The organism is Mycobacterium sp. 852002-51613_SCH5001154 (assembly GCF_001667425.1).
GTDB lineage: Bacteria > Actinomycetota > Actinomycetes > Mycobacteriales > Mycobacteriaceae > Mycobacterium.
Genome location: NZ_LZII01000019.1, coordinates 103,901 through 128,297, shown reverse-complemented (window position 1 = coordinate 128,297; position 24,397 = coordinate 103,901). Strand labels below are relative to the sequence as shown.

Below are 24,397 nucleotides of genomic sequence, written 5' to 3'. Positions count from 1 at the left end.
CCCCCGGGGGGGCGCGTGGGGGGCCGGGCCGCGGCGGCCGGGGCCCCCCAGGCCCGGGGCCCCCGGGGGGGGGGGCCCGCCCCCCCCCCCCCGACCCAGCGTCGGTAGCTTGTATGCTCCCGGACCGGAGCCGGCGAGTGACCGGTGGCCAAAGCCTGTAAGGCGGCGTCCAATTCGCCGAGCACCACTCGCCACGACGCGGGATCCATCGCCAAGACATGGGCGGCCAGCAGCAGGACACTTTGCCCGGCCGGGGGGCGAAGCCACACCGCGGCCAGCAGCGCCCCCCGCTCCGGGTCGAGGCGATCGACGGCGCGTGCGACGTGATCGGGGACCGCGGCGTGCAGATCGGCGGCGACCTCTACTTCGGTGAGGTCGATGTCGGCGGCCTGGGCCGGGACCAGGGTCATGGTCGCGCGGTCCAGGCGGGCGCGCAGCACCTCATGTCCGGCCACGATGCCGGCCAGCGCGGCGTCCAATTGTTCGCGGGTGACGTGGTCGGGCAGCCGGATGGCTTCGGTCTGCGCCAGCCGGCGCGGCTCCCCGTGTTCGTAGAGCCAGCGGCCGTTGGGCAGCACCGGCATGGGATGGGCGCCATTATCGACATCGCTTGTGGCGGAGACGGTTTCGGAATCGATGGCGTCGGCCAGCTCGCGGACGTTCGCGCACTCGAGGATCAGCCTGGCGCGCAGGGCGATACCCCGCGTCCGCGCCGCCTGAACCACCGACAGGGCCATGATGCTGTCCAGACCCAGCTGCAGGAAATCCGCGGTGACGTCGATTCGCGGCTGATGCAGAAATTCGGAAAGCAATTCCGCCAGTGCGGCTTCCGTGGCTGTTTCGGGTTCGGCTCCGGAAAACGCCTCGGCGGTGTCGAAGGCGCTCAGCGCGGCTTCGTCGAGCTTGCCGTTGGACGTCAGCGGAATTTCGTCGACCGTGACGATCCGCTGCGGAATCATGTAGCGCGGCAGACGGGAGCCGAGCATGCCGCGCAGTTCGCCCGTCGACGGCGGCCGGGGCGCCGCACCGGAAATCACCACGTAAGCGGTCAGCCGCGCTCCCGCCTTCGCGCGGCGCACCAGCACTCCGGCGTGCTGGACGGCGGGATGCGATTCGAGCGCTGCGGCGATCTCGCCGGGCTCGACACGGTAGCCGCGGATCTTCACCTGCGCATCGGCGCGGCCGACATACTGCAGCGCCCCGTCGGAACCGCGCCGCACCAAATCGCCGGTGCGGTACATGCGTTCGCCGAGCGCGAATGGGTCGGCGACGAACCGCTGGCTGGTTTCCGCCGCGCGGCCGAGATAGCCGCGGGCCAGCTGGGCACCGGCCAGATAGAGTTCGCCGGTGGCCCCGAACGGCACCGGACGCAGCGCCGAATCCAGCACGTAGCCGCGGGTGTGCAGGGTCGGCCGCCCGATCGACGGCTCGTCGTGCTCGGTGATGGCGGCCACCACCGCCTCGACCGTGGTTTCGGTGGGGCCGTAGCAGTTGTAGGCCGCCATCCCGGTGCGTGCACACCCTTCGCGGATGAAGGTCCAGGCGGCCTTACCGAGCGCTTCTCCGCCCAGCGCCAGCACCGTCAGCGGAACCGCCGTCAGCAAACCGCACGCCGCGAGTTGGGCAAACATCGACGGAGTCGTGTCGATCATGTCGACGCCGTGCTCGGCGATGGCCGCGACCAGCGCCTCGGCGTCGGCCTGGGTGGGCTCGTCCACGACGTGCACACCGTGGCCGTCGAGCAGCGCGACCAACGGCTGCCAGGCGGCGTCGAACGCAAACGACCACGCGTGCGCGATGCGCAGCGGCCGGCCCAGCCGGGCGGCCGCCGGCCGCAACACGTTGTCCAGGTGATCGTCGGCGTAGGCAACCACCGCCGCGTGAGTTCCGATGACGCCCTTGGGTTCTCCGGTCGTGCCCGACGTGAAGACGACATACGCGGCCTGGCCGGGCGCCACCTCGACTGGGCGAAACTTCGTGGCGGAATGGTCACCAGCGACCAGCGACACCTCGTCGAGCACGATCGAGGCATTGGATTGACGCAGGATCGATTCCACCCGTTCCGGGGGCGTTCCCGGCTCCATCGGCACGCAGACGCCGCCGGCCTTGAGCACCGCGAGCATCGCGACGACGTACTGCGGCCCCCGGGAAAGCAAGATGGCTACCGGGGTTTCGGGCCGCACCCCCCGCTCCGCGAGCCGGGCGGCCAGGCCGTCGGCCAGCGCTTCCAGTTCGCGGTAGCTGAGTTGGCCCCCCGCCCAGCTGATCGCGAGGTTGTCGGGGGTACTCCCGGCGACCTCGGCAAATCGAGTGTGGATGCCGACCGCCGGGGCGGCGCCCCCCCCCGCGGGGCGCGGGGGGACCGCCTCGTCGTCGAAGAGGACACTGACCTGGCGCAGCGGGCGCTCCCAGTCCCGCAGCAGGCGCTCGGCGGTGGTGAACACCCGCCGCCCGAAGGCGGCGGCGGGGATGTCGCCGAGCGCCCCGTCGATCACTTCGACCAGCACCACGAGTTCGCCGCCCGCCATGTGGGCCGCGACGGTGATCGGGAAATGCGACAAGGTTTGCAGGGCGGACGGCCGGAATGTCGCACCCGCGGCGGTCAATTCGGTGCCGGCGGTCAGCCCGTCCAAGGGGAAGTTCTCGTAGACCAATAGGGTGTCGAACAATTCGCCGACGCCGCCGAGCGCCCGCAGTTGGGCATGCCCGATGTGGCTGTGCTCACGCAGCAGGGCGGCGTTGCGCTGCACCGTGCGGCATTGCTCGCCCACCGTCGCGGCGGGGTCGAGCCGCACCCGCATGGGAACGGTGTTGATGAACAGACCGATCATGGTCTCGACGCCGGCGAGTTCGGGCGGCCGCCCGGACACCGTGACACCGAAAACCACATCGTGGGCGTCGGTCAGCCGGGACAACACCAGCGCCCATGCCATCTGCATCAGGGTGTTGACGGTGATGCCACGGGCCCGGGTCTCCTCGACCAATCGCGCGGTGGCTTCGGCCGGCATCCGCAGTTCGGTGGTGCGGGGCAGCCCAGTTCGCCGGCCCTCCGTCGAGCCCAGCGCGGCCGACAGCAGGGTGGGTCCGGGAAGGCCCGCCAGGTGCCGGCGCCAGACCTGCTGGCTGGCTTCGGAATCGCGACTGGCCAGCCAGCCGATGTAGTCGCGGTACGGCCGGGGGCCGGCGGGCAACGCCGAGAGATCGCCACCTGCCCGGTACAGGATCATCATCTCGTTGACGAACACCGGCAACGACCAGCCGTCAATCACGATGTGGTGGGCGGTGAGCACCAAACGCCATCGCGCGCCAGGTAATTCGACGAGCAGGAAGCGGATGGCCGGGCCGCGTTCCAGATCGAAGGGCCGGCGGCGTTCGTCGGCCTCCAGCGTCGGCACATCCTCGGGTGCGGCGGCGACGGTGCGCCATGGCAGGTCTACCCGGGATGGGACGATCTGCACCGGTCGCGCGATACCTCGGCTGAAGAAGCTGGCACGCAGGTTGGGGTGGCGCACCAACATCTTTGTCGCGCAATCACGTAACAGCGCGACATCAAGCGTGCCGGAGATGTCGGCGGCCATGCCGATCACGTACGGGTCGTCGGCCTCGCCGTCAGTGAATTCGGCGAGGGTGGTCAGCGAATACATGCCCTCTTGCAGAGGGCTCAGCGCCATCACGTCCTCGATGTCGGGCGCAACATCTTTGGTGGCCGTCATGGCGTTCCGTCCCGTGACGACGACCAGAGCTGCGTCACGGCGGCAAGATCCTCGGCCGAAAGCCCGGAAGCGCTCATGGGCTCGAACCGGGCGTCGGCGGGCTCGGCGCCGTTGGTCGCCAAAGCATCCACGGCGGCGGCCAGCTGTTGCACCGTCGGGTTCTCGAAGATCATCCGCGGGTTGACCGCCAGGCCGGCCGCCCGCGCCCGCGAGGCCAGCTGCACCGACAGGATGCTGTCGCCGCCCAGGGCGAAGAAGTCGTCGAAGCGGCCCACCTCGGGCGTCGAGAGCAGTTCGGCGAACACCTTGGCCAGCGCCCGTTCGGTGTCGGTGCGCGACGGTTCAACGTGTCCGCTGGTGCTGACCGCCGGCGGCGGCAGCCCGGGCCGGTTCAGCTTGCCCGATTCGGTTTTGGGCAGCGCGTCGAGAACAGTCAACGACGAGGGCATCATATAGCCGGGCAGCGTCGTTCCGATCGCGGTGCGCACCTGCGATGCGAACGCGGCCTTCTCGGTGTCATCGCCGATCGGGCGTTGTGGCACAACGTATCCGGCCAGCGAGGTGCCCCCGTGCACCTCCCAGGTGCGGGCCGCCGCGGCGGCGACGCCGTCGGCTTCCGCCAGCGCCGCCTCGACCTCGGCCAACTCCACCCGGAAGCCGCGCACCTGTACCTGGTGGTCGGACCGTCCGGCGAATTCCAGTCGCCCGTCCTCGGTCCAGCGAGCAAGGTCGCCGCTGCGGTAGAGGCGAGAACCGGGTTCGAGGGCATAGGGATTGGCCACGAACCGGGTGGCGGTCAATCCGGGCCGTTTCCAGTAGCCCCGGGCCAGTTGGTCGCCGGCGTAGTACAGCTCGCCCACCACCCCGACCGGCACCGGCCGAAGGCCCTCGTCGAGCAGGTAGGCGTCCGATCCCGGGACCGGCCTGCCCACCAAAGGATTCGGCAGCTCCAGTCGGCCGCGGGACACCGCACCGGAGGTCTCGGTGGAACCGATGTTGTTCAACAGCTCGGTGCCCGTGCCGGCGCACACCGACACCAGCCGCTGCAGCAGCGCGGTGCTCACCGGTTCTCCACCGCACACCAGCCGGGACAGGGCGCGCACCGCGTCGGGCCTGCTGTCGACCAGGGCGGAGACCAGGCTTGGCACCGCCGTGACCTGGGCCACCGCGTGCCGGATCATCAACTCCCCGAGCGCTTCCGGGTCGCGGTGCTCGGCATCGTCGGCGAGGATCATGGTCGCCCCCGCCGCGAGTCCGGCCAGCATCTCCATGCCGCCCTCGAGAAACGTGATCGAGGCCTGTGCCAGTCGAATGTCGTCGGTTCTCGGTGGGTAGTGCCGTAGCTGCCAGTCCAGCCGGGCCGCCATGGACCGATGCGTGCCCAGGGCGCCTTTCGGCTTGCCCGTGGAACCGGACGTGAAGACCAGAAACATCGGGTCGTCGGGGTGTGGGAGGGGCAGTTCTCCCGGATCGGCTTCCCCGTTGTCCACCGCGGCGCGCACCTGCGGGTCTTCCAACGAAATGACCGTGACGCCGGCAACTTCGGGCACGCTGCGGGCCGCGTCGGCCGTGGCGAGCACCACCGGTGGTTGCACGTCGTCGAGCATGAATTGCTTGCGCGCCGGCGGGTACGCGGGATCGATGGGGAAATAGCCGCCGCCCGCCTTCATGATGGCCACCAGTGCCACCACCAGGTCGATGCTCCGCCGCGTCGACAGCCCCACCAACGACCCCGGTCCAACCCCCCGCGCTACCAGCAGCGCCGCAAGGTTGTCCGAACGACGATGCAGCGCAACGTAATCGATCCGCTCGTCACCGCAGCGCACCGCGACCCGGTCGGCGCCCCGGCTTCGGCTCGGCTGCAGCAGTTCTGGAATGGTGCGCGGCCGGTCATGCGGCGGCCGCTCGCCCCGGCTCCAGTGCTCCAGCATCCGGAGCCGCTCGCCTGCGTCGGTCAGCTGCAGATCGCGCAAACTCTGGTCAGCATTTTCGGCAAACTCGGTGACCAGGCGGGTCAGCCAGCCGGCCAACCGCTCGATGGTGGCTCGGCTGTACAGCTCGGTGCGGAAGATCAGGTTGCAGTTGTACCCGACTCCCCCCGAGCCGTCGGTGCCGAAGAAGTTGACACTGAGATCGGCGTGCGCCATGTCGAAGACCGGGTCCAGCGCGGTGCACACCGTGTCCTGTCCGCCGCCTTCGGGATCCTGCTCGATCACCCGCGCGGCGGGCAGGTGGTCGCGGACGTGAACGACGACCTGAAACAGCGGGTTTCGCGACAGCGAGCGCACCGGGCTGACGCTGTCGACAACCCGGTCGAACGGCAGGTCCTGGTGGGCGTAGGCGGCCAGCGCCGTCTCCCGAGCGCGGGTCAGCAGCTCACGCAGCGTCGGGTTGCCGGTCAGGTCGTTGCGCAGCACCAGGATGTTGACGAAAAACCCGATCAGCTGATCCAATTCGGCCTCGGTGCGCCCGGCGACCGGGGTGCCCAGTGGGATGTCCCGGCCACCACCCGCCTTGTGCAGCACCACGGCGACCGCCGTTTGCAGCAGCATGAACTCGGTGATGCCCATCTCGCGCGACAACTCGGCGAGCTTGCCGCGGGTGGCCGCGTCGATGCGGAAGTCGACGGATTCGCCGGCACCGCTGGGCACCGGCTGGCGCGCGAAGTCGGGACGCAGCCCGGTGTCCTCCGGCAGCCCGGCCAACTGCCGGCTCCAATACTCGCGTTGCTCGGCGGCGACGGCGGACTCCTGGCCGCCCGCATCACCGAGGAATGCCCCCTGCCACGCCGCGTAGTCGGCGTACTGCACCCGCAGCGGCGCCCAGGCCGGGGTTTCCCCGGCCCGCCGGGCCCGGTACGCGGTCATCACGTCCGCGAACAGCACCCCCGCCGACCAGTGGTCGGAGGCGATGTGGTGGACGACCAGCGACAGCACGTGTTCGGTGGGGTCATCGGCGGTGTGCAGCACCGCAACCCGAACCGGCAGCTCACGGTCCAGTTCGAAGCAGTGCCGGCGCTCGGCGTCCAGCTCCCGCTGCAGCCACGCGTCGTCGGGCCCGGTCGCCCGGCGCACGGCGACCTCCCCGGCCGGACCGACCACCTGGTAGGGCACCCCGTCCAACTCCACGTAGGAGGTGCGCAGGATCTCGTGCCGGGCGACGACGTCGCCGACGGCGGCGATCAGGGCGTCGATGTCCCATGGCCCGGTCAGCTTCGCGGCGAAGGGAATGTTGTTGACCCAGCTGGGCCCGTCGACGCGGTAGGCGAACCAGCTGCGCAGCTGTGAGGCCGATAGCGGCATCGGCTCGTCGTGGGCGGTCGCGATCAGCCTGGGCCGCGACTGTCTGCGTTCACCGGAACTCAGCTGGTCGACGCGTTCCGCCAGCAAGCCCACCGTCGCGAGCTCGAAGACGTCGCGGATGCCGATCTCCACCCCGCACTCCGAGCGGATCGCGGTCACCAGTTTGGTGGCCACCAGCGAGTGGCCGCCCAGGTCGAAGAATGAGTCGTCGACCCCCACCCGGTCGTGGCCGAGCAGCGCGGAAAACAGTGCGGCGATGCGGCGTTGAGTGGGGGTCGTCGGGTCGCGGTATGCGGCGGCCGCCGCGATCTGCGGTTGGGGCAGCGCGGCCCGGTCGATCTTGCCGTGCGCCGTGATCGGGATTTCGTCGAGCGCCACGTAGGCGGCCGGTGTCATGTAGTCCGGCAGCGCGGCGGCGACCCGGGCTCGGATGCGTTCGACCTCAACGGTTTCCGGGCCGCCACCCGAGGCCGGCGTGACGTATCCGACCAGGCTCTTGCCCAACCGGGGCAGGTCCATGGCCAGCACCACCGCTTGCCCGACGCTGGGGTCGACCGAGATGGCGGCGGCGATCTCGCCCAGCTCGATGCGGAAGCCGCGGATCTTCACCTGCTCGTCGGCGCGGCCGACGAACTCGATATCCCCGTCGGCGTTGCGGCGGGCCAGGTCGCCGGAGCGGTACAACCGGCCGCCCGGGGTGAACGGGTCGGCGACGAAACGTTCGGCCGTCAGCCCGGGCCGGCGGTGGTAGCCGTGCGCGACATGCGTTCCACCGATGTAGATCTCGCCGATCACGCCAACGGGAACCGGCCGCAACGCGTTGTCGAGCAGGTGTACCTGGGTGTTGATCTTGGGGCGGCCGATGGGCACCACCCGGGTGCCCTGGGCCCCTTCCACCGGGTAGCTGGTGCAGTTGACGACGGTCTCGGTCGGTCCGTAGAAGTTGTACAGCAGCGCGTCGAAGGTGGCGTGGAACTTGTCGGCGATCTCGCCCGGCAGGGCCTCCCCGCCGATCGGCACGCGCCGCAGCGTGCGCCACTGACTGACCCCGGGAAGCGACAGGAACAGCCCGAGCAGTGACGGCACGAAATGCATCGAGGTGATGCCCTCGCGGCTCAACAGATCCGTCAGGTAGCCGATGTCGCGCAGCCCGTCGGGCCGCGGAATCACCAGGCGGGCACCCATGATCAACGTGCCGAAAATCTCGCCCATCGAGACGTCGAAGCTGGGCGACGCGACCTGCAGCAGCCGGTCGGTCTCGTCGACGCGGTACTCGTCACCGAACCAGACGAAGTATTCGGCGATCGGGGCGTGGGGAACCGGCACGCCCTTGGGCAGGCCGGTCGAGCCCGAGGTGTAGATCAAGTAGGCGGTGTTGTGCGGGCCCAGCGGCCGCACCAGCTCGGCGGGCGCGGTGACCGGGTATCGCGACAGCCCCGGAACCGCCTCGCGCAACACCAGTTTGGCGTCGGCGTCGCCCAGAATGAAGGCCAGCCGATCCTCGGGGTAGGTGGGATCCACCGGCAGGTAGACCGCTCCGGCCTTCAGCACTGCCAGCGCGGTGATGACCAGTTCGGGTGATCTGTCCAGCAACACCGCGACGCGGTCCTCGGTGCCGATGCCTTGCTCGATCAGCCAGTGTGCCAAGCGGTTCGACTCTTCGTCGATGTCCCGGTAGGTGTACTCACGCCCCTCATAGACCACGGCGACGGCATCGGGCGACAGCGCCGCTCGGCGGGTGACCAGTGCGGGCAGGGTGGCGGCCGGGGTCTCGAACTCGGCACCGGTCGAGGCCCAGCGCAACCACTCGGCATCGTCGCTGTCCATCAGCGCGCACGCCGACAGCGCCGCGTCGGGGTCCGCCAGTGCGTTGTCGAGCAGCACCGCGTAGTGCCGCAGCAGCTGGTCCACCAGTCGGTGATCCAGCACCTCAACCAGGTACTCGGCTTCGACCAGCCCGCCGTTCGCGCGATCCAGCTCGATCATGAAACTGAGTGGCAGCTGGTTGAAATGACCGCGTAGTTCCCCTCGTTCGCACCGCACCCCGGGCGGGCAGAAGCCGGCGCCGTCGGGCTCGCGCTGCCCGAAGCTCACCCGGGTCATCCGGTCGGCGCCATGCCGGCGATCCGGATTGGACTCGCGCACCAGCCAGTCCAAGTCGGCACGCGAATGTGCGAAGGCGCCAACCGCGTTATCCCGGGTTTGGGCCAGTAGCTGCCGGAACGTCTGGAGCGGCTCCGGTCGCATCCGGATCACCACGGTGTTGCCGTAGTAACCGATGGCCGATTCCGTCCCGACGCCGCGGTTGAGCACGGGCGCGGCGATCAGGAAGTCCGTTGACTGGGTGTAGCGATGCACCAGCGCGGCGAACGCGGCCATCAGCACCATGTACGGGGTGGCACCGGTCTCGCGCGCCAGCGCAGCGGCGCGGTCGACGGTGGCCGCCGGCAACCGCGTCGTAGCACGTTGGGCCCGCCAGGTGCTTGGCACCACCGAACCGTTGGGGCCCGGAAGCTCGAGCGGCTCAGGCAGATTCGCCATCAGGGGCCGCCAGTATTCGAAGTCGGCGGCGTGATCCGCGGCTTCGTCCGGGGGAGGCGCCGTCATCGCGGGTTCGCCGCCGAATCCGACCGGATCGGTGTAAGCGCGAGTCAGGTCGGCGAAAAACGGTGTCCACGAGCCGTCGTCCCAGGCGATGTGATGTGCGGTGACCAACAGCATCAGCTCGTCGGCGGACAAGCGGGCCGCGGTGACCCGCAGGGGCGAATCCTTTGCCAGGTCGAAGGGCCTGCGGAAGTCCCGCTGCGCCAGCACATCCAGCCGCAACCGTCGAGCCTGATCGGTCAGTTCCGACAGGTCGTGTTCGGCCCACTCGGGCCGCAGCTCCTCGTGGATGACCGGATACGGGTCACCGTCCGGACCGGTGTCGTACGTCGTCTGCAGTACGGGGTGCCGCGCGGCCACGGCGTCGATCGCGCTCCGCAATCGGTCGATGTCGACCGTGCCGGTTAGGCGGTAGGAGACGCAGACGTTGAGCAGCGCGCTGTCGGGGTCCACCGACTGCACGAACCACATCCGGTGCTGGCCGACGGACATGCGCGGCTCGTCGCAGGTGGCCACGGGTGCGGAGACGGCGGGCCTGGCCAGGCCACGTTCGGCCATCTTGCGGCGCAACAATTCCAGGCGTTCGTCGTCGAGACGGGCTCTGGCTCCGGTGGTGTCCGTCACGCTGGGAGTCCAACCTTTCTGGCTTCGCGATCGTCGAGTGTCGTGCCGTCCCGCGGGCCGGCGCGCAACGCATCGATCAATTCGCTGAGGGTGATCCCGCCGAGCATGCGAGCGACCGGGACCGAGCTTCCGACCGTCCGGCGCAGCCGCTTACGCAGATCGAGTGCGAGCAACGAGTCCACTCCCAGGTCGATGAGCGGTGCGCTCGGGTCGATCGATACCGAATCGTCCAGGTGCAATGTCGCGGCGAGTTCGGTGCGCACCACCTCGGCGAGCGGCTTGGCGGTAGGGGTGTCCGCTCCCCCGTCGCCGCCTCGCCGCGCACTGAACGGCATTGACATGCCCTGGCTTTCGAAGAACACCGCGAGCCGGTCGAGGTCGGCGTCGAAGACCAGTGGATCTGCGTCGTAGCGGCACAGGCCCGCCTCGATCGCCGGCTCCGGCGCCATCGCGACCAGGCCGGAGCGTTCGGTGCGGGTGATCTCGTCGCCCGTGACCACGCCGGCGGCCTGCCACAGCCCCCACCGGATCGCCATGCTGTCGCGGCCCGCGCCGCGCAACTGGGCGACCAGCACGTCGAGCATCCGGTTGGAGGCGGCGTAGGCCGCGTGGCCATAACCGCCCCACACGCCGAACACCGACGAGCAGGCCAGGATCCGGCAATCGGCCCGCAGCGGCCACGCCTCGGTCAGCAGCGCCAGACCGCGTACCTTCGCGGCGCATACCGCCGCCACGTCGGCGCCGGTGAGCTCGGAACGCGGCCGGGCCTCGGCGATGCCCGCCGTATGGATCAGCAACGACGCGCCGTTCCCCGCGTGCCGGGCGGCGACGGCCGCCAGGGCGGCCGGATCGGTGATATCGCACCGCGGGGCGCTCACCTCGGAGTCGTGGTTCGAGGTAAGCACGCGCAGCGCGCCTTCATCGATACCGTTGCGGCTCAACAGGGTGACGGTCCGTGCGCCGCGCTCGATGCAGTACCGCGCATACTGCAGGCCGATTGCTCCGCTGCCGCCGGTGATCACCACGTTGTCCAGCGCGTCGGCGCCCAGCGGCCGTTTGGTCGCCGAATCGCGGCATTCCCGGAAGGTCCGCACGTGGCGGCGCGGCAATTCGCTGCCCCGCAGCGCCACCTCCGCCGGCTCCCCGAGCAGCACCTCGACGGCGGCGCGGGCCGTGCCGGCACCGACGTCTCGGCCGGGCAGGTCGAGATGCCCGAAGGCCTGGTCGGTGAATTCGAAGCCGACGCTGCGGTGCATCGCGGCCAGCGCCGCCTGTGCCGGGAACGCGTCGGCGTCGTCCGGATCGATGGTTTCGGCGCGGGCGGTCAGCAGCCACACGGTCCGGCATCGCGGGCCGGTCAGGGCGGCGTAGTCGGGTAGACCTGCGTCCGGCCGCCCGGCGATCTGCTCGATCGCCGCGACGGCATCGAGCTCATGGAGATCCGGCGCGATGATCGCGAGGATCTCCGCGTCGTCCGGCGACACCGCCCGGCAATGGCCTTGCGCCGCAACGGCATCCATCAGTCGCCGGACTAATGCGCCGTCCGTGGAGTCGACGGCGACAATGGCGATGTCCGCCCCCGCCGCGCCCGGTCGCGTCTCGTGGCGCCAATCCTCAACCGCGACGGTGGGCGCCGGGCCCTCCCCCGTCCCGATCAGCGGTTCGGGCGCCGCCCACAGGTGCACCGCCCGCATCGGCGCGTTCGGGAATCCGCGCAACGGTGGCCGCACACCCCCGGGAATCGCGTTGGCCCATTGGCAGCCGGGATCGGCCGCCGCCACGCCGGCAATGTTCGCCGCCAGCGTGTCGGTGATGGCCCCTTCGCGATGCCCCGAGCCGACGGCCACGGTCGTCCGCTCGTCGACCAGGTCCGCGAGCGGGTACAGCAGCGCGGGATGCGCGGACAGCTCGACGAACGTCGTGGCCCCGAGCCTTCGGGCCGTCGCCACCGCCCGGTCGAAACGCACGGTGTTGCAAAGGTTGTCATACCAGTACCTGGAGAAGTCCACGTCGCCACGGACCTCCGCGCCGAAGGTCGAGCCGACGAATCGCACCGGACTGTCCCAGAACGCCGAGTGGGGGACCAGCTCGGCCAGCTGGTTGCGCAGCGGCCGCAGCACGCTGGTGTGGCCCGGATAGTCCACCGTCAGCTGGTGGGCGAAGACGCCGCGTTGCTGGGCGAGGCACACGGCGGCCGCCACGGCGTCATGGTCTCCGGACACCACGGTCGACGAGGGGCCGTTGACGGCCGAAACTTCAAGCCAGCCCGCCGTTTCACCGATCAGGGACTCGGCCTCGTCCACGCCGGCGCCAAGCACGGCCATGGCGTAGTGACCGGCCAATTGGCCGACGATCGTGGCGCGGGCTCCGACCAGCGCGACCGCGTCCGGCAGCGTTATCGTTCCGGCCACGTACGCCGCCGCGACCTCGCCGAGGCTGTGGCCGACGGCGATTGCCGGGAGCACGCCGTGGAATCGCCATTCGTGGGCCAGGCTGACCGCGTGGGTGAACTGCGCTCCCTGGATTTCGGTGCGCGACCATTTCTTGTCGAGTTCGCCGGTCAGGTAGGGCAACGGTGAAGGCAGCCCGGCGGCGCGGAACGCCTGGGCGCATCGGTCGGTCTCGGCCCGGTAAGCCGGAAGTCGTTGGTATGCCTCGGCGCCCATCGATTGCCATTGGTTGCCCTGGCCGGGGAACACGAAGGCGATGCACGGCGCAACGTTGCTGGAGGATCGGGTGACCAGCGGGTGCTCTTCACCGTCAACTAGCGCGGTCAGGCCGGAGACCAGCTCGCCGCGGTCGGCCGCCCGAACCACCGCGCGGTGCCGCCGCACCCGCCGAAGCCGCAGCAGGGTGGACGCCACGGCCGCGGTATCCGTGTCCGCGCCGGTCGCGCCCAGGTAGTCCAGGATCGCCCGGGCGTCCACGCCGATCAGATCTTCGTCGTGCGACGAGAGCAGCACCGGCACCCGGCCGTCGGGCAGTGGGGAGGTCAGCATCACGCGACCTCGGGGAGGGCGACGATCACGTGCGCGTTGGTCCCGGCGATGCCGAACGCCGATGTCGCCGCGATCCGTTGCCCGCCGGCCGCGGGCCAGGGGGTCAGCGTCTTCGCCAAGCGCAAACCCTGGCTTTCCCAGTCTATTTCCGGACTCGCCTGCGCGGCGTGCAGGGTCGGTGGGATGACCCCGTGCTCGGCGGCGACGATGACCTTCGCTAGCCCAAGTGCACCGCTGGCGGCCAGCGCGTGGCCGACATTGGATTTCACCGAGCCGAGCAACGCGCCGGCACCGGCCGCCGTCTCGCCGTAGGTTTGTGCCAGCGAGCGCAATTCGGTGCGGTCCCCTAGCCGCGTGCCCGTGCCGTGCCCCTCGACCATCCCGACCTCGTCGGGCCGGATCCCGGCCTGCGTCATGGCGCGCCGGAACAGGCGGACCTGCGCGTCGCCGCTGGGGGCGCTCAGCCCGGCGCTGCGGCCATCCTGGTTGACGGCGGTGGCGCGGACTTCGGCGACGACCTGGCGGCCCGCGCGCAGCGCGGCCGATTTGCGTTGCAGCACAAACATCGCCGCCCCTTCCGCCCACACCGTCCCGCTGGCCTGCGCACTGTAGGGGCGGCAGTGACCGTCGTCGGAAAGGGCGTGCTGCTTGGAGAATTCGACGAAGAACCCGGGCGAGCCCAGCACGTTCACCCCGCCGGCCAGCGCCAGGTCGCAGTCACCGCTCTGGATCGAGCGTACGGCGAGGTGAAACGCCGCCAGCGCGGACGCGCACGACGAGTCCACCGTCAGCGCCGGGCCGGCCAATCCCAATGTGTAGGAGACCCGCCCGGAGATCACGCTGAGCGCGGTCCCGGCGAGCAGGTGACCGCTGTGCTGGGAGAAGTTGGCCATCTGCGGCCCGTATCCGGTGGCCGAGGCGCCGACGAAGCACCCCACGTCGTGCCCGGCCAGGTCGTCGGGGTTGATGCCGCTGTTTTCCAGCGCGCGCCAGGACACCCGGAGCACGACGCGCTGCTGGGGGTCCATGGCGACGGCCTCGCGCGGCGAGATGCCGAAGAATTCCGGGTCGAACGTGGTTGCGCCGGAGAGGAATCCACCACGATCGTGGATCTCCTTGAAACCGCTGCGCCGCGATCCCGCGAGCAGTTCGCGGACCTGCCAACCTCGATCGGTGGGGAACGGCCCCAGCGCCTCACGGCCGTGGGACAACAGTTCCCAGTACTTGTCGGCGGTGTCGATGCCGCCGGGCGCTTCGACGGCCATGCCGACGATCGCGACCGGATCGGAGGCGCCGGTGAACCCGTTGTCAGACATCGGCATTCACCCGCCGCGCCACGGCATCGATGTGCTCGTCGAGATAGAAGTGCCCGCCGTCGTACAAGAACAACTCGAAGGCGCCGGTGGTGTGGTTCTCCCAGAGCCGCAATGCGGACGGATCGACGCGGTGGTCGTCGCACGCCCCCAGGACGCGGATGTCGGCGCGGATGCGGACGCCGGGAGCACACTCGTAGCGGTTGACCGCTTCGTAGTCGGCGCGCACCGCGGTGGTCAGCAGTTCGGCGAACTCCTCATCGGCGAGCAGTTCGGGGTCGGTGCCGCCGAGATCGGCGATGTCGGCGAGCAATCCGTCGTCGGTGGTGGGGAGCGCCGGCATGGCGGCAACGGCCGACGGCGCCGGGCCGGCCGAGACCCACAGGCGCCGCACGGCAACATCGTGGGATTCGGCGATCCTGGCGAACTCGAAAGCCACGACCGCACCCATGCTGTGGCCGAACAGCCGCAGCGGCGCCGCCCGGCTCCACGGCCCGGCGTCGAACAAACCCCGGGCCAGGTCGTGCACCGTGTCGGGGGCCGGGTGACTCAGCCGGTCCGCGCGCTGCGGGTACTGCACGATGTAGGTGTCGCCGCCCGCGGCCAGCGCGGTAGCCAGCACGCGATAGCTTGCCGCGGCCGCCCCCGCGTGCGGAAACACGACGGTCGCGCCGGTGCGCCGGCTCTGGTTGCTGCTGGGCACCCGCTTGATCCAGGATGCGAACTCGGTTGGCACACTCAGCACCCGGTCGGACGTCATCGGGTCCTCCCGGTTTCGCCGGCTTGCCCAGAAGCCGACAGGGCGTCGGCGTCCATGTGAATGACTTCCAGGTAGAGTTCGGCCACCTGATTCAGGCGCTCGCCGTCCTGCTCGCGGTCGGTAAGTAAACCGGCAAGTGCGGCAACGGTTCTGGTGGCGAAGATGTCGGCAACCATGATGTGGGGGGTGTCCAGCCAGGTCCGGATACGACCCACGGCCTGGGTGGCCAGCACGGAATCGCCGCCCAGGGCGAAGAAGTCGTCGTCGCGGCCGACCCGGCCCGCGCCGAGTAGATCCCCGAGTAGGGCGGCCAGGGCGGATTCCAGCGGGGTCGAGGGGGCGCGGTAGCGGGGCTGCTCGGACAGCGAAACCTTGGCGCCCAAGTCGCGGGCGACGGCACGACGGTCGATCTTGCCGGCGTCGGTGAACGGGATGCGCCCGACCAGCGTGACGTGACGCGGAACCATATGCGCCGGCACGAGTTCGCCCATCAGCTCCCGAATCCGCTCGGCCGTCAACCCGGCACCGCCGGAACTTTCCGGACAGACCGCGGCGGCCAGCACCTCCGAGCCACCCGATGCGGGGAGCAGCGCCGCGACCGCTATCGCCACCCTTGGCAGCCGTCGCAGCGCGGCCTCGATCTCGCCGAGTTCGACGCGATATCCGCTGATCTTGATCCGGTGATCGGCGCGGCCGACGAACTCGATCGTTCCGTCGGGCCAGTACCTGGCCAGGTCGCCGGTCCGGTACCACCTGCGTCCCGCGTGCTCGACGAAGCGCTCCGCGGTGAGGTCCGGACGCCCCCGATAGCCCCGGGCGATGCCACGACCGGAGACCCACAGTTCGCCGGCGACCCAGTCGGGGCAGTCGTCGCCCGCGTCGTTGACGACGCGGCAGTCGTTGTTCGTCAGCGGCACCCCGTAGGGCAGGGCGGTCCAGTCCGACGGCAGGGCGTCGGGATCGTCGACCTCGAAAATCGTGTTGTGAACCGGGGTTTCGGTCGCTCCCCCCAGACCGGCGAACCGCAAGCTGGGCGCCTCGGCCTTCAGGCGGCGCGCCACCTCCGGCCGCACCCAGTCCCCGCCGGTGGGGACGACCCGCACCGAGGATAGCCGTCCGTGTCCGACTTCGATCAGCATCTCCAGCCAGCCCGGCATGAAGTGCAACACGGTGACTTGGTGGGTGTCGATGAGCCGGGCCCAGGCGTCGGGGTCACGGCGCTGCGCTTCGTCGACCACCACGATCGACCCGCCGGTGCGCAAGGTGACGAAGATGTCCATCACCGAGATGTCGCCTTCGAGCGTGGATAGCGCCAGGCATCGATCCTCGGGACCGATCTCGAAGTGGCTCGCGATGAACTCCACGGTGTTCATCGCGGCGTCGTGCGTCACCTCGACGCCCTTGGGCTCGCCCGTCGATCCGGAGGTGAACAACACATAGGCGAGGTCGCCGGGATCGACTCTTGCCGAGGGAGTTTCGGTGACAACGGGCGGCTCTCGCAGCACGTCGGCGAGGATCAGCCCGGGCACCGGCAGTGCCAGCCGCTGCCCGCCGCAAACCAGGACCAAGCACACCTCGCCGGTTCCCAGGATGCGTTCCGCGCGGTCGCGCGGCTGGTCGGCGCCGATCGGCAGGTAAGCCGCGCCGACGCTCAGGATGCCCAACAGCGCCGGCACCTGCTCGGCGGTTTTGGGGCCCATCACCGCGACCGTGTTGCCCGCGCCGACGCCGGCCGCGCGCAACGCGGCGGCCACCGCGAGTGCCTGGTCGCGCAGCTGCCCGTAGCTGAGGTCACCGGAGCTGGCGAAGATCGCGGGCGCGTCGGGTCGCCGCTCGGCTTGCCGAAAGAACCCGTCGTGCAACGCTTCTCCGCTGGGCTCGGCGGTGCGGCCATTGACCGCGTCGCGCACCGCGCGCTGCGCGTCCGGCAGCGGCGACGGTCCCGGTGTGTCCCAGCCGTCGTCGGAGGAAGCCAGCCTGAGCAGTTCGTCGATGTGGTAGGCGAACATGGCGTCGATGACACCCGGGGCGAAGATGCTTTCGCGCACATCCCAATTCACCAATACGCCGCCGTCGAACTCGGTGACCTGAGCGTCGAGCAGCACCTGGGGACCCTGGGAGATGATCCACGCGGGTGTCCCGAATTGATCGGTGACCTCGGGGCTGAACAGTGCGCCGAGTCCCAGCGCGCTGGTGAAGACCACCGGCGCGAGCACCTGGGTGCCGCGGTGACGGCTGAGGTCCCGCAGCACCGACAGCCCGGGATAGGCGGAGTGGGCGGCGGCGGTCCGCATTGCCTCCTGCACCGCCTGCGCCCGCGCAGCCGCGGTCCGGGCGCCCGTGAGGTCGACGTCGAGCAGCAGCGAGGAGGTGAAGTCGCCGACCAGGGAGTCGACGTCGGGGTGCAGCGGCTGGCGCCCGAACAGCGGCACGTTCAGCAGGAAGCGCGAGGTGGTCGACCAGCGAGCCAAGGCGTTGGCGAAGGAGGCCGCCAGGGTCATCGCCGGGGTGACCCCGCGGGCCTGGGCGCGGGAGAACAGGGCGTCGCGGGTGTGCGGGTCCAGCCAGTGCCAGAGCCGGGTGCTCGTCCGCGAACTGCGGTCGCCGGTGGTGGGCAGCGCGGGCGGGTCCGGCAGCTGCGGGATGCGCCGCGCCCACCAATCGCGGGCGGCGTCGCGGGCAGGCTGCGGTCGCGCCTCTTGCGCCTGGATCGCGTGGCGGTACTGCCGGTAGGTGTACGTCAGCGCGGGCAGGTCGTGCCCGAGGTACAGGGCGGCCAGGTCGGCCATCAGGGTCCGGTAGCTCATCGCGTCGGCGGCCTGCATATCGAGATCGACGTGGAGGCGCGAACGTTCGCCCGGCAGTCGCGTCAGAGCCAGCTCGAACACCGCTCCATCGAGCTGCTGGTGCGATTTGGCGTCGCGGATGGCCGCGAGTCGCCGATCGGCTTCATCGCCGTCCAGGCGGCGCAGATCCTCGACGGCGACCGGGAAGTCGTCACCGGTTGCCGCGATCCGCTGCGTGCCGTCGGGCAGGAACCGCACCCGCAGCATCGGATGGCGCCGGGCCAGCGCCGTGGCCGCTTCGCGCAGGCGTTCCGGATCGATGGCGCCGCCGTCGAACTCGACATATAGGTGACCGGCCACCCCGCCGAGCTGTTGATGGTCCTGGCGGCCCACCCACATCGCGTGCTGCATCGGGGCCATCGGGAACGGCTCACCCGCGTCACCCGGCGGTGGCACGGGGTTGTGCTGCTCCGCGGGATCGGCCGGCGAGTCGGCGCTGACCAGCTCGGTCCACGCCTCGACCGTCGGAGTTTCGGCCAACGTGGCGAAGTCCACGGCGATGCCCTCACGTCGCCAGCGGCCCGCCAGCGTCATGATCCGGATGGAGTCCAGGCCCTGGCCGATGAGGTTGGTGCTGGGGTGAACGTCGTCGACGCCGACGCCGAGTAGTTCGGCCACCTGCGCCCGGACCTCTTCCGAGCGCGCCGAGGCACGCACCACAAACCCTCCCTGGATTAGCACAGGCTGCCCTAAGTATTTTTGGTTACCCTATCCTTACTCACAAATCGCCGCTACTACGCCCCCGATTTAAGGACCCATGACCGCGCAGACACCACCGTCCCTCGCTGGGGCCCTCGACGGGTTCGTGCCGTTCCCCGCCGATCGGGCCGCCGCCTATCGGGCGGCCGGCTACTGGGCGGGGCGCACGCTGGACACCATCCTGAGCGACGCGGCGCGGCGCTGGCCCGACCGAACGGCCGTGCTCGACGCCGCGGGTACGGGCCTGAGTTATGCCCAGCTCGACGCGCGCGCCCGCCGCGCCGCCGCAGGACTGCACGCGCTGGGCATCGCGCCAGGCGACCGGGTGCTGCTGCAACTGCCGAACGGTTGCCAGTTCGCGGTGGCGCTGTTCGGGCTGTTGCGCGCGGGCGCGATCCCGGTGATGTGCCTGCCCGGCCACCGGGCCGCCGAATTGGGACACTTCGCCGCCGTCAGCCGAGCGACCGGATTGGTGATCGCCGATGCGGCAAACGGTTTCGACTACCGCGCCATGGCGCGCGAACTCACCCACGACCACCCGACGCTCGAGCACGTCATCGTCGACGGCGACCCCGGCCCGTTCACGTCGTGGGCACAACTCTGTGATCGGGCCGTCACCGCACTACCACCACCGACGCGCGATCCGGGATCGCCTGCACTGCTGCTGGTTTCGGGCGGCACCACCGGGACCCCCAAACTCATCCCCCGCACCCACGACGATTACCTGTTCAACGCGACCGCCAGCGCCCAGGTGTGCGGGCTCACGGCCGACGACGTCTATCTGGTGCTGCTCTCGGCCGGTCACAACTTCCCGCTGGCCTGTCCCGGGCTGCTCGGCGCGATGACCGTGGGCGCCACCACCGTCTTCGGCACCGACCCCAGCCCGGAGGCCGCATTCGCCGCCATCGAGCGCCACGGCGTCACGGTCACCGCCCTGGTGCCTGCCCTGGCCAAACTGTGGGCGCAGGCCTGCGAATGGGAGCCGGTGACGCCGAAGTCCCTGCGGCTCTTGCAAGTTGGTGGCGCCAAGCTCGAGGCCGACGACGCCCGACTGATCCGCGCCGCGTTGACCCCGGGACTGCAGCAGGTATTCGGGATGGCGGAGGGCCTGCTGAACTTCACCCGCCCGGGCGATCCGCCCGAACTCACCGACCGCACCCAGGGGCGGCCGCTCTGCGCGGCCGACGAATTGCGCGTGGTCGACGCCGAAGGCGAACCCGTGGCGCCAGGCGAGGAAGGCGAGCTGCTGGTGCGAGGCCCGTACACGCTCAACGGCTACTACCGCGCCGAGCGCGACAATCAACGCTGCTTCGACCGCGACGGTTTTTTCCGAAGCGGGGACCTGATCCGGCTCCGGCACGACGGCTATCTAATGGTTACCGGGCGGGTCAAGGACGTGATCTGTCGAGGCGGTGAAACCATCTCCGCCGCCGACCTCGAGGAGCAGATGCTCAGCCACCCGTCGATCTTCTCCGCGGCAGCGGTTCCATCGCCGGACCCGTACCTTGGCGAAAAGATTTGCGCGGCGGTAGTTTTCACCGGTCCAGCGGTGACATTAGCGGAACTGAACGCCTACCTCGACCGGCGTGGGGTGGCCGCCCACGCCCGGCCCGACGCGCTGGTGCCGATGACCACCCTGCCCACCACACCGATCGGCAAGATCGACAAAAAGGCGATCGCTGCCCAGATCTCGGCTCAGCCAGGATGACGTCAGCCGATGTGCTTGGCCCGTAATGCTTCAAGGAGCCTGTCCATCACCGCGCCGGCATCCGCCCTCGCCTGGCGATGATCGTCTGCCCGGGCTATGTAGAGCGTTGCCTCGCGCAACGCCCCCATGACGGTCAGGGCCGTGGCCTCGACGGGTTGGGGTGGGATGCTGCCGGACTCGATAGCGTCGGTCAGCAGCGCCGTCACGAATCCGATGTTATATCGGTGCCCGATGTCGCTCCAGCGTTCCCAGCCAAGCACCGCCAGCGCCTCCAGCAAAACGATGCGCTGGACCTCCGGCTCGGCACACGCGTCCAACCACAGGCCCGCGCACAGCCGCATGATCTCGACCGGATCGGATTCCCCCGCGGCCGCGACGGCCTCCCCCATCCGGGCCGCCATCTCGCCCTCCACTTGCTCGAACACCGCCGCGAATAGCTCTGTCTTGTCGGCGAAGTGGTGGTACAACGCGCCGCGCGTCACCCCGGCGTCGCGCACAATCGTCTCCAGGGATGCCTCGGCGAATCCCAACGATGCGAACAGGGGCCGGGCGGCGCTGATCAACGCGCCACGCGTATCCGCGGCGCGCTCCGCCTGTGTGCGGCGTCCGTCCTGCGCCATGCACCCTCACCTTTCACACCCAGGTATGCATGTCATGCATACCGCATGAAGGTCGTGGGGTGCGATACCGCGGGAGGCTGCGCCGTTCAGAACACTCTGAGCTGACGGACGATCTCTAAGGCAGACGGGTCCCCTTCGGCCTGAACGCCGAGGCTTTCCCAGGGACCGCGTTGGGTTATCCATCGCACGAAGGCTTCCGAATTGGACGTGATACGCGCGGCCACATCACCCTGGGCGCCGAGGCGCAGGGTCCGGGCGCACAGCCCGTCGAGACGGATCTCGGCACCCACGCGTAAACCGTTGAGCAGGTGGGTGTTCTGCTGCGGCAGTGCAGCCTCGATCCAGTCCAGCGTGGGGGCAAGCCGTAGCTCGTCGACGGGCGGCGGATCTGACCGCAGCGGTCCATCCGGGGCAAACAAGTCGTACCGAAGATGGATGAAGGACTCGAAGACAAAAGTCGTGGGCACGACGGAGGCCGGATAAGTTCCGACGTCACCGATCGGTATCTCGATATCTTGGCCCTCGACAGCGGCGAGCAGCTCCAGCCCTCGCGAACTGACCGACTCATAGTCGGCCACGACCTCCGCCGGGGTCATGGAACGACGGGACGCGACGTACAGGTCCGCTGCGCGTTCGGCGGGCAGGCCGCCCGGGTCCGGCAGCGTCGACGGATCGACAGCCAACCAGTAGCTACACGCCATGTGCGACACCAGATCCTGGACCGACCAGCCAGCACACCCGCTGTCCTCCGCCCACGTCGAGTCAGGCATTTGCGTGCAAACCTTCAGAACGGTTGCGCGTTCTTCCGCTATCGCGTCGAGCGTGGCAGACATGACCCTATCCCCTTTCATACATACCGTATGTATGAACATACACCCTGTACGTAAGACGTCAAGCGGTCCTCCGGTCTGCGTTCGGGCGGCAGCGCCAACGGCTGCCGCGCCGCCCGGAGCGGTGCAACGCCGGGTTGGCGACATGCGACTTCACGCCCGAGCGTCACGCCAGCGTGGCGCCCGACCCAGGCCGTCACGCTGGCGTGACGCTCGGCGCTCGGGTTACGACGTTCTGAAAGGCGCCGCCCTGACGGCCAATCTCCCCGATCAGCAGGTCATTTCGCGCAACTCGGCCCCGTTCACGGCGAAAGCCGTTGGCGACAGCCAACACTGACGACCGTGCGGGCCCGTTCGCATTTCGCACGCCGGCTGATCGCGCGCAGAAAAATTCCTTGGCTGGTACTATTCCGCCGTAACCTCGCCTGAGATATGGTGATCGAGGCGTCGTTTCGTGGACCTGGGAGTTGCACGAATGGCATTGCCCAGATAGCGCTCGCTATCGGTGACACGTTGGGTCCGTGGCGTCCAGATAAAGGCTTGTTTGAGCAGTAGTCCGGAGTTAACCGCGCGCCGCATCAAACGAATCCGCGTGCCGGTTGGCTCTTGCACGGCAAGACGATGGCAATCGTGCGGGTCCTGTCAATCCCGTGCGGTTGTTTGGCCCGAGGGGGACCTTTATGCTTGCGCCGCGCGACGGTCAGCGAGTCAGCTATTCCCCCTGGTTGCCGGCATGCGCGGGGCCAATTCATGCCGGAGTGAGCCAAATCACTGATGCACATTCCACGCAGCTAGCGAGAAGGCACTTACCGGTCGCGCGAAATAAAACTCGCTCGGCAGGTCAAAGTCGTACAGCAACTCACGCGCGGGCGCGTTAAGGTCATCCGACTGGCGTCGCCAACTGACGAGGAAAGGTAGCGCATGTTCCTGGGCACGGTTGACGACTGGACAGCCGAGGGCACCGTCGTATCCTGGTATCCCACCGCGAACACTTACGCGCGCGCCGCAGAAGCGCAATACCATCCCGTCCCGGTGAGTTACCAGCAGTCGCAGCATCTGCGCTATTACCGACGCCAGGTCAGCCTCGGCCGCGATATTCCCCGATTGTGCATCGGAGCCTGGGAGATCAGCGGCGTGTGCGATATCGATGCGATGACGCAAGCGCTGAATAGCCACGTGCGGCGACACGATGCCTACCACGACCGGTTTGCCTTCACCGGCAATGACGAAATCCTCCGCTACGTCATTGCCGACCCGGAGAACATCACGCTTGCGCCAACGGATCTCGGAGAAATGGCTCCGCTTCAGATCCGCAAGCTCATCCTCGATACCCCCGATCCGCTGCAATGGGACTGCTTCAGCTTCGGAATTGTCCAGGGCGAGGACCGGTTCACCATCTACATCGCCGTCGATCACTTGCGCGCCGACGGTATGTCGGCCGGCGTGATCTTCCTGGACGTCCAGACGGCGTACTTCAGCGCGCTGCAGAACGGGCAGGCCGCGCTGGCGCCCGCAGCCAGTCATCGCGATTTCAGCGCGAAGCAGCGCGCCTACACCGCCAGCCTCGATGACGAGGCGCCCGAAATCCAGCGCTGGCGCGCCTTCCTCTCGGCGAACAACGGTGCACTGCCGAGGTTTCCACTGGAACTGGGTGAGCCGTCCGCGGATACGCCGGGAGCCATCGACGTGTTCGACCTGATCGATGACGACCAGGGCCGGCGTTTCGAGGCCGCGTGCCGTGCCGCGGGAGCGCGCTTCAGCGGTGGCGTGTTCGCGTGCGCCGCCCTGGCCGAGCATCGGTTAACCGGCGCGGCCACATATTTCGGACTAACCCCCTTTGACAACCGGCGAGATCCCGCCCACGCCACCGCGGTCGGCTGGTTGGCCAGCTTCGTCCCGTTGGCGATTCCGATCGCCGGTAAGTCATTCGACGAAGTGGTCAGCGCCGCCCAGGCGTCGTTCGACGCGAACACGGCCCTCGGCGCGGTGCCTTATTACCACCTGCTCGAGACACCGGCCGGCTCGGAGGGCCACTTCGAGGTTCCGGACCGACCGGTGCCGATGTTGTCCTACATCGACATTCGCAAGCTCCCGTTCGGTGACTACTTCGATGGTTTACGCGCCGGCATCTGGGGTGACAACCGGCTGTCGGAAACGGTGTGCATGTGGGTCAATCGCATGCACGACGGAACGCAACTGGTGGTCGCTTACCCGGGCACCGACATCGCTCGCGGATCGGTCCGGCGCTATGTCGAGACCATGCGCGCCGAGTTCACCCGGGTGTCCGACGCCGGGCTGCACAACAATGCCTGATGTATTTGCGTTCTCCTGCAACAGGTCTCGGTGTGAGCGGCCTGAAGACACATGCACCTCCTAACT

The 24,397-nt window shown here is 69.2% G+C and carries 10 protein-coding genes; 2 read left to right on the top strand and 8 right to left on the bottom strand.

Annotated features, from left to right (window positions below; translation table 11 throughout):
* The 6 genes from A5750_RS06330 to A5750_RS06305 form a co-directional block, all read right to left on the bottom strand.
* Positions 1 to 3,713 (bottom strand): non-ribosomal peptide synthetase (locus A5750_RS06330; protein WP_082959053.1); only part of this gene is annotated, 3,713 nt, incomplete at its 3' end.
* The gene (locus tag A5750_RS06325) at positions 3,710 to 10,243 is read right to left on the bottom strand and encodes a non-ribosomal peptide synthetase (protein WP_067261652.1); all 6,534 of its coding nucleotides are present in this window, start codon (positions 10,241 to 10,243) and stop codon (positions 3,710 to 3,712) included. The genes A5750_RS06325 and A5750_RS06330, both read right to left, overlap by 4 nt.
* The gene (mbtD, locus tag A5750_RS06320; protein WP_156659480.1) at positions 10,240 to 13,245 is read right to left on the bottom strand and encodes a mycobactin polyketide synthase MbtD; all 3,006 of its coding nucleotides are present in this window, start codon (positions 13,243 to 13,245) and stop codon (positions 10,240 to 10,242) included. The genes A5750_RS06325 and mbtD overlap by 4 nt, the downstream gene beginning before the upstream one ends.
* Positions 13,242 to 14,558, bottom strand: a complete 1,317-nt coding sequence (locus A5750_RS06315) for a polyketide synthase (RefSeq protein ID WP_197505368.1) — start codon at positions 14,556 to 14,558, stop codon at positions 13,242 to 13,244. Before A5750_RS06315 ends, mbtD begins: the two co-directional genes overlap by 4 nt.
* Positions 14,551 to 15,315 (bottom strand): thioesterase II family protein, encoded by a 765-nt coding sequence (locus A5750_RS06310; protein WP_066952864.1) that lies wholly within the window; start codon positions 15,313 to 15,315, stop codon positions 14,551 to 14,553. The genes A5750_RS06315 and A5750_RS06310 overlap by 8 nt, the downstream gene beginning before the upstream one ends.
* A complete protein-coding gene (locus tag A5750_RS06305; protein WP_066952862.1) occupies positions 15,312 to 18,821 on the bottom strand; it encodes a non-ribosomal peptide synthetase in 3,510 nt (1,169 codons plus the stop codon). The genes A5750_RS06310 and A5750_RS06305 overlap by 4 nt, the downstream gene beginning before the upstream one ends.
* Positions 18,822 to 18,918: 97 nt before the next feature.
* Here A5750_RS06305 and A5750_RS06300 point away from each other — a divergent pair, with 97 nt between their 5' ends.
* Complete coding sequence (locus A5750_RS06300; RefSeq protein ID WP_066952860.1) at positions 18,919 to 20,568, top strand: (2,3-dihydroxybenzoyl)adenylate synthase; 1,650 nt, start codon at positions 18,919 to 18,921, stop codon at positions 20,566 to 20,568.
* 2 nt (positions 20,569 to 20,570) lie between these two features.
* Here A5750_RS06300 and A5750_RS06295 read toward each other — a convergent pair whose 3' ends face one another.
* The gene (locus A5750_RS06295; protein ID WP_066952858.1) at positions 20,571 to 21,188 is read right to left on the bottom strand and encodes a TetR/AcrR family transcriptional regulator; all 618 of its coding nucleotides are present in this window, start codon (positions 21,186 to 21,188) and stop codon (positions 20,571 to 20,573) included.
* A gap of 86 nt (positions 21,189 to 21,274) precedes the next feature.
* Positions 21,275 to 22,021 (bottom strand): maleylpyruvate isomerase family mycothiol-dependent enzyme, encoded by a 747-nt coding sequence (locus tag A5750_RS06290; RefSeq protein ID WP_082948333.1) that lies wholly within the window; start codon positions 22,019 to 22,021, stop codon positions 21,275 to 21,277.
* A 918-nt stretch (positions 22,022 to 22,939) separates the two neighbouring features.
* On the opposite strand from A5750_RS06290, the gene A5750_RS06285 reads away from it, so the two are divergent.
* On the top strand, positions 22,940 to 24,331 hold the full coding sequence (locus A5750_RS06285) for a condensation domain-containing protein (protein ID WP_066952856.1): 1,392 nt from the start codon (positions 22,940 to 22,942) through the stop codon (positions 24,329 to 24,331).
* The last annotated feature ends 66 nt before the right edge of the window (positions 24,332 to 24,397 follow it).

Coding starts and splice junctions, on each gene's coding strand:
- A5750_RS06315 (WP_197505368.1), bottom strand. CDS start 14,558: ATGTCTGACAACGGGTTCACCGGCGCCTCCGATCCGGTCGCGATCGTC.
- A5750_RS06310 (WP_066952864.1), bottom strand. CDS start 15,315: ATGACGTCCGACCGGGTGCTGAGTGTGCCAACCGAGTTCGCATCCTGG.
- A5750_RS06300 (WP_066952860.1), top strand. CDS start 18,919: ATGACCGCGCAGACACCACCGTCCCTCGCTGGGGCCCTCGACGGGTTC.
- A5750_RS06295 (WP_066952858.1), bottom strand. CDS start 21,188: ATGGCGCAGGACGGACGCCGCACACAGGCGGAGCGCGCCGCGGATACG.
- A5750_RS06290 (WP_082948333.1), bottom strand. CDS start 22,021: ATGTCTGCCACGCTCGACGCGATAGCGGAAGAACGCGCAACCGTTCTG.
- A5750_RS06285 (WP_066952856.1), top strand. CDS start 22,940: ATGTTCCTGGGCACGGTTGACGACTGGACAGCCGAGGGCACCGTCGTA.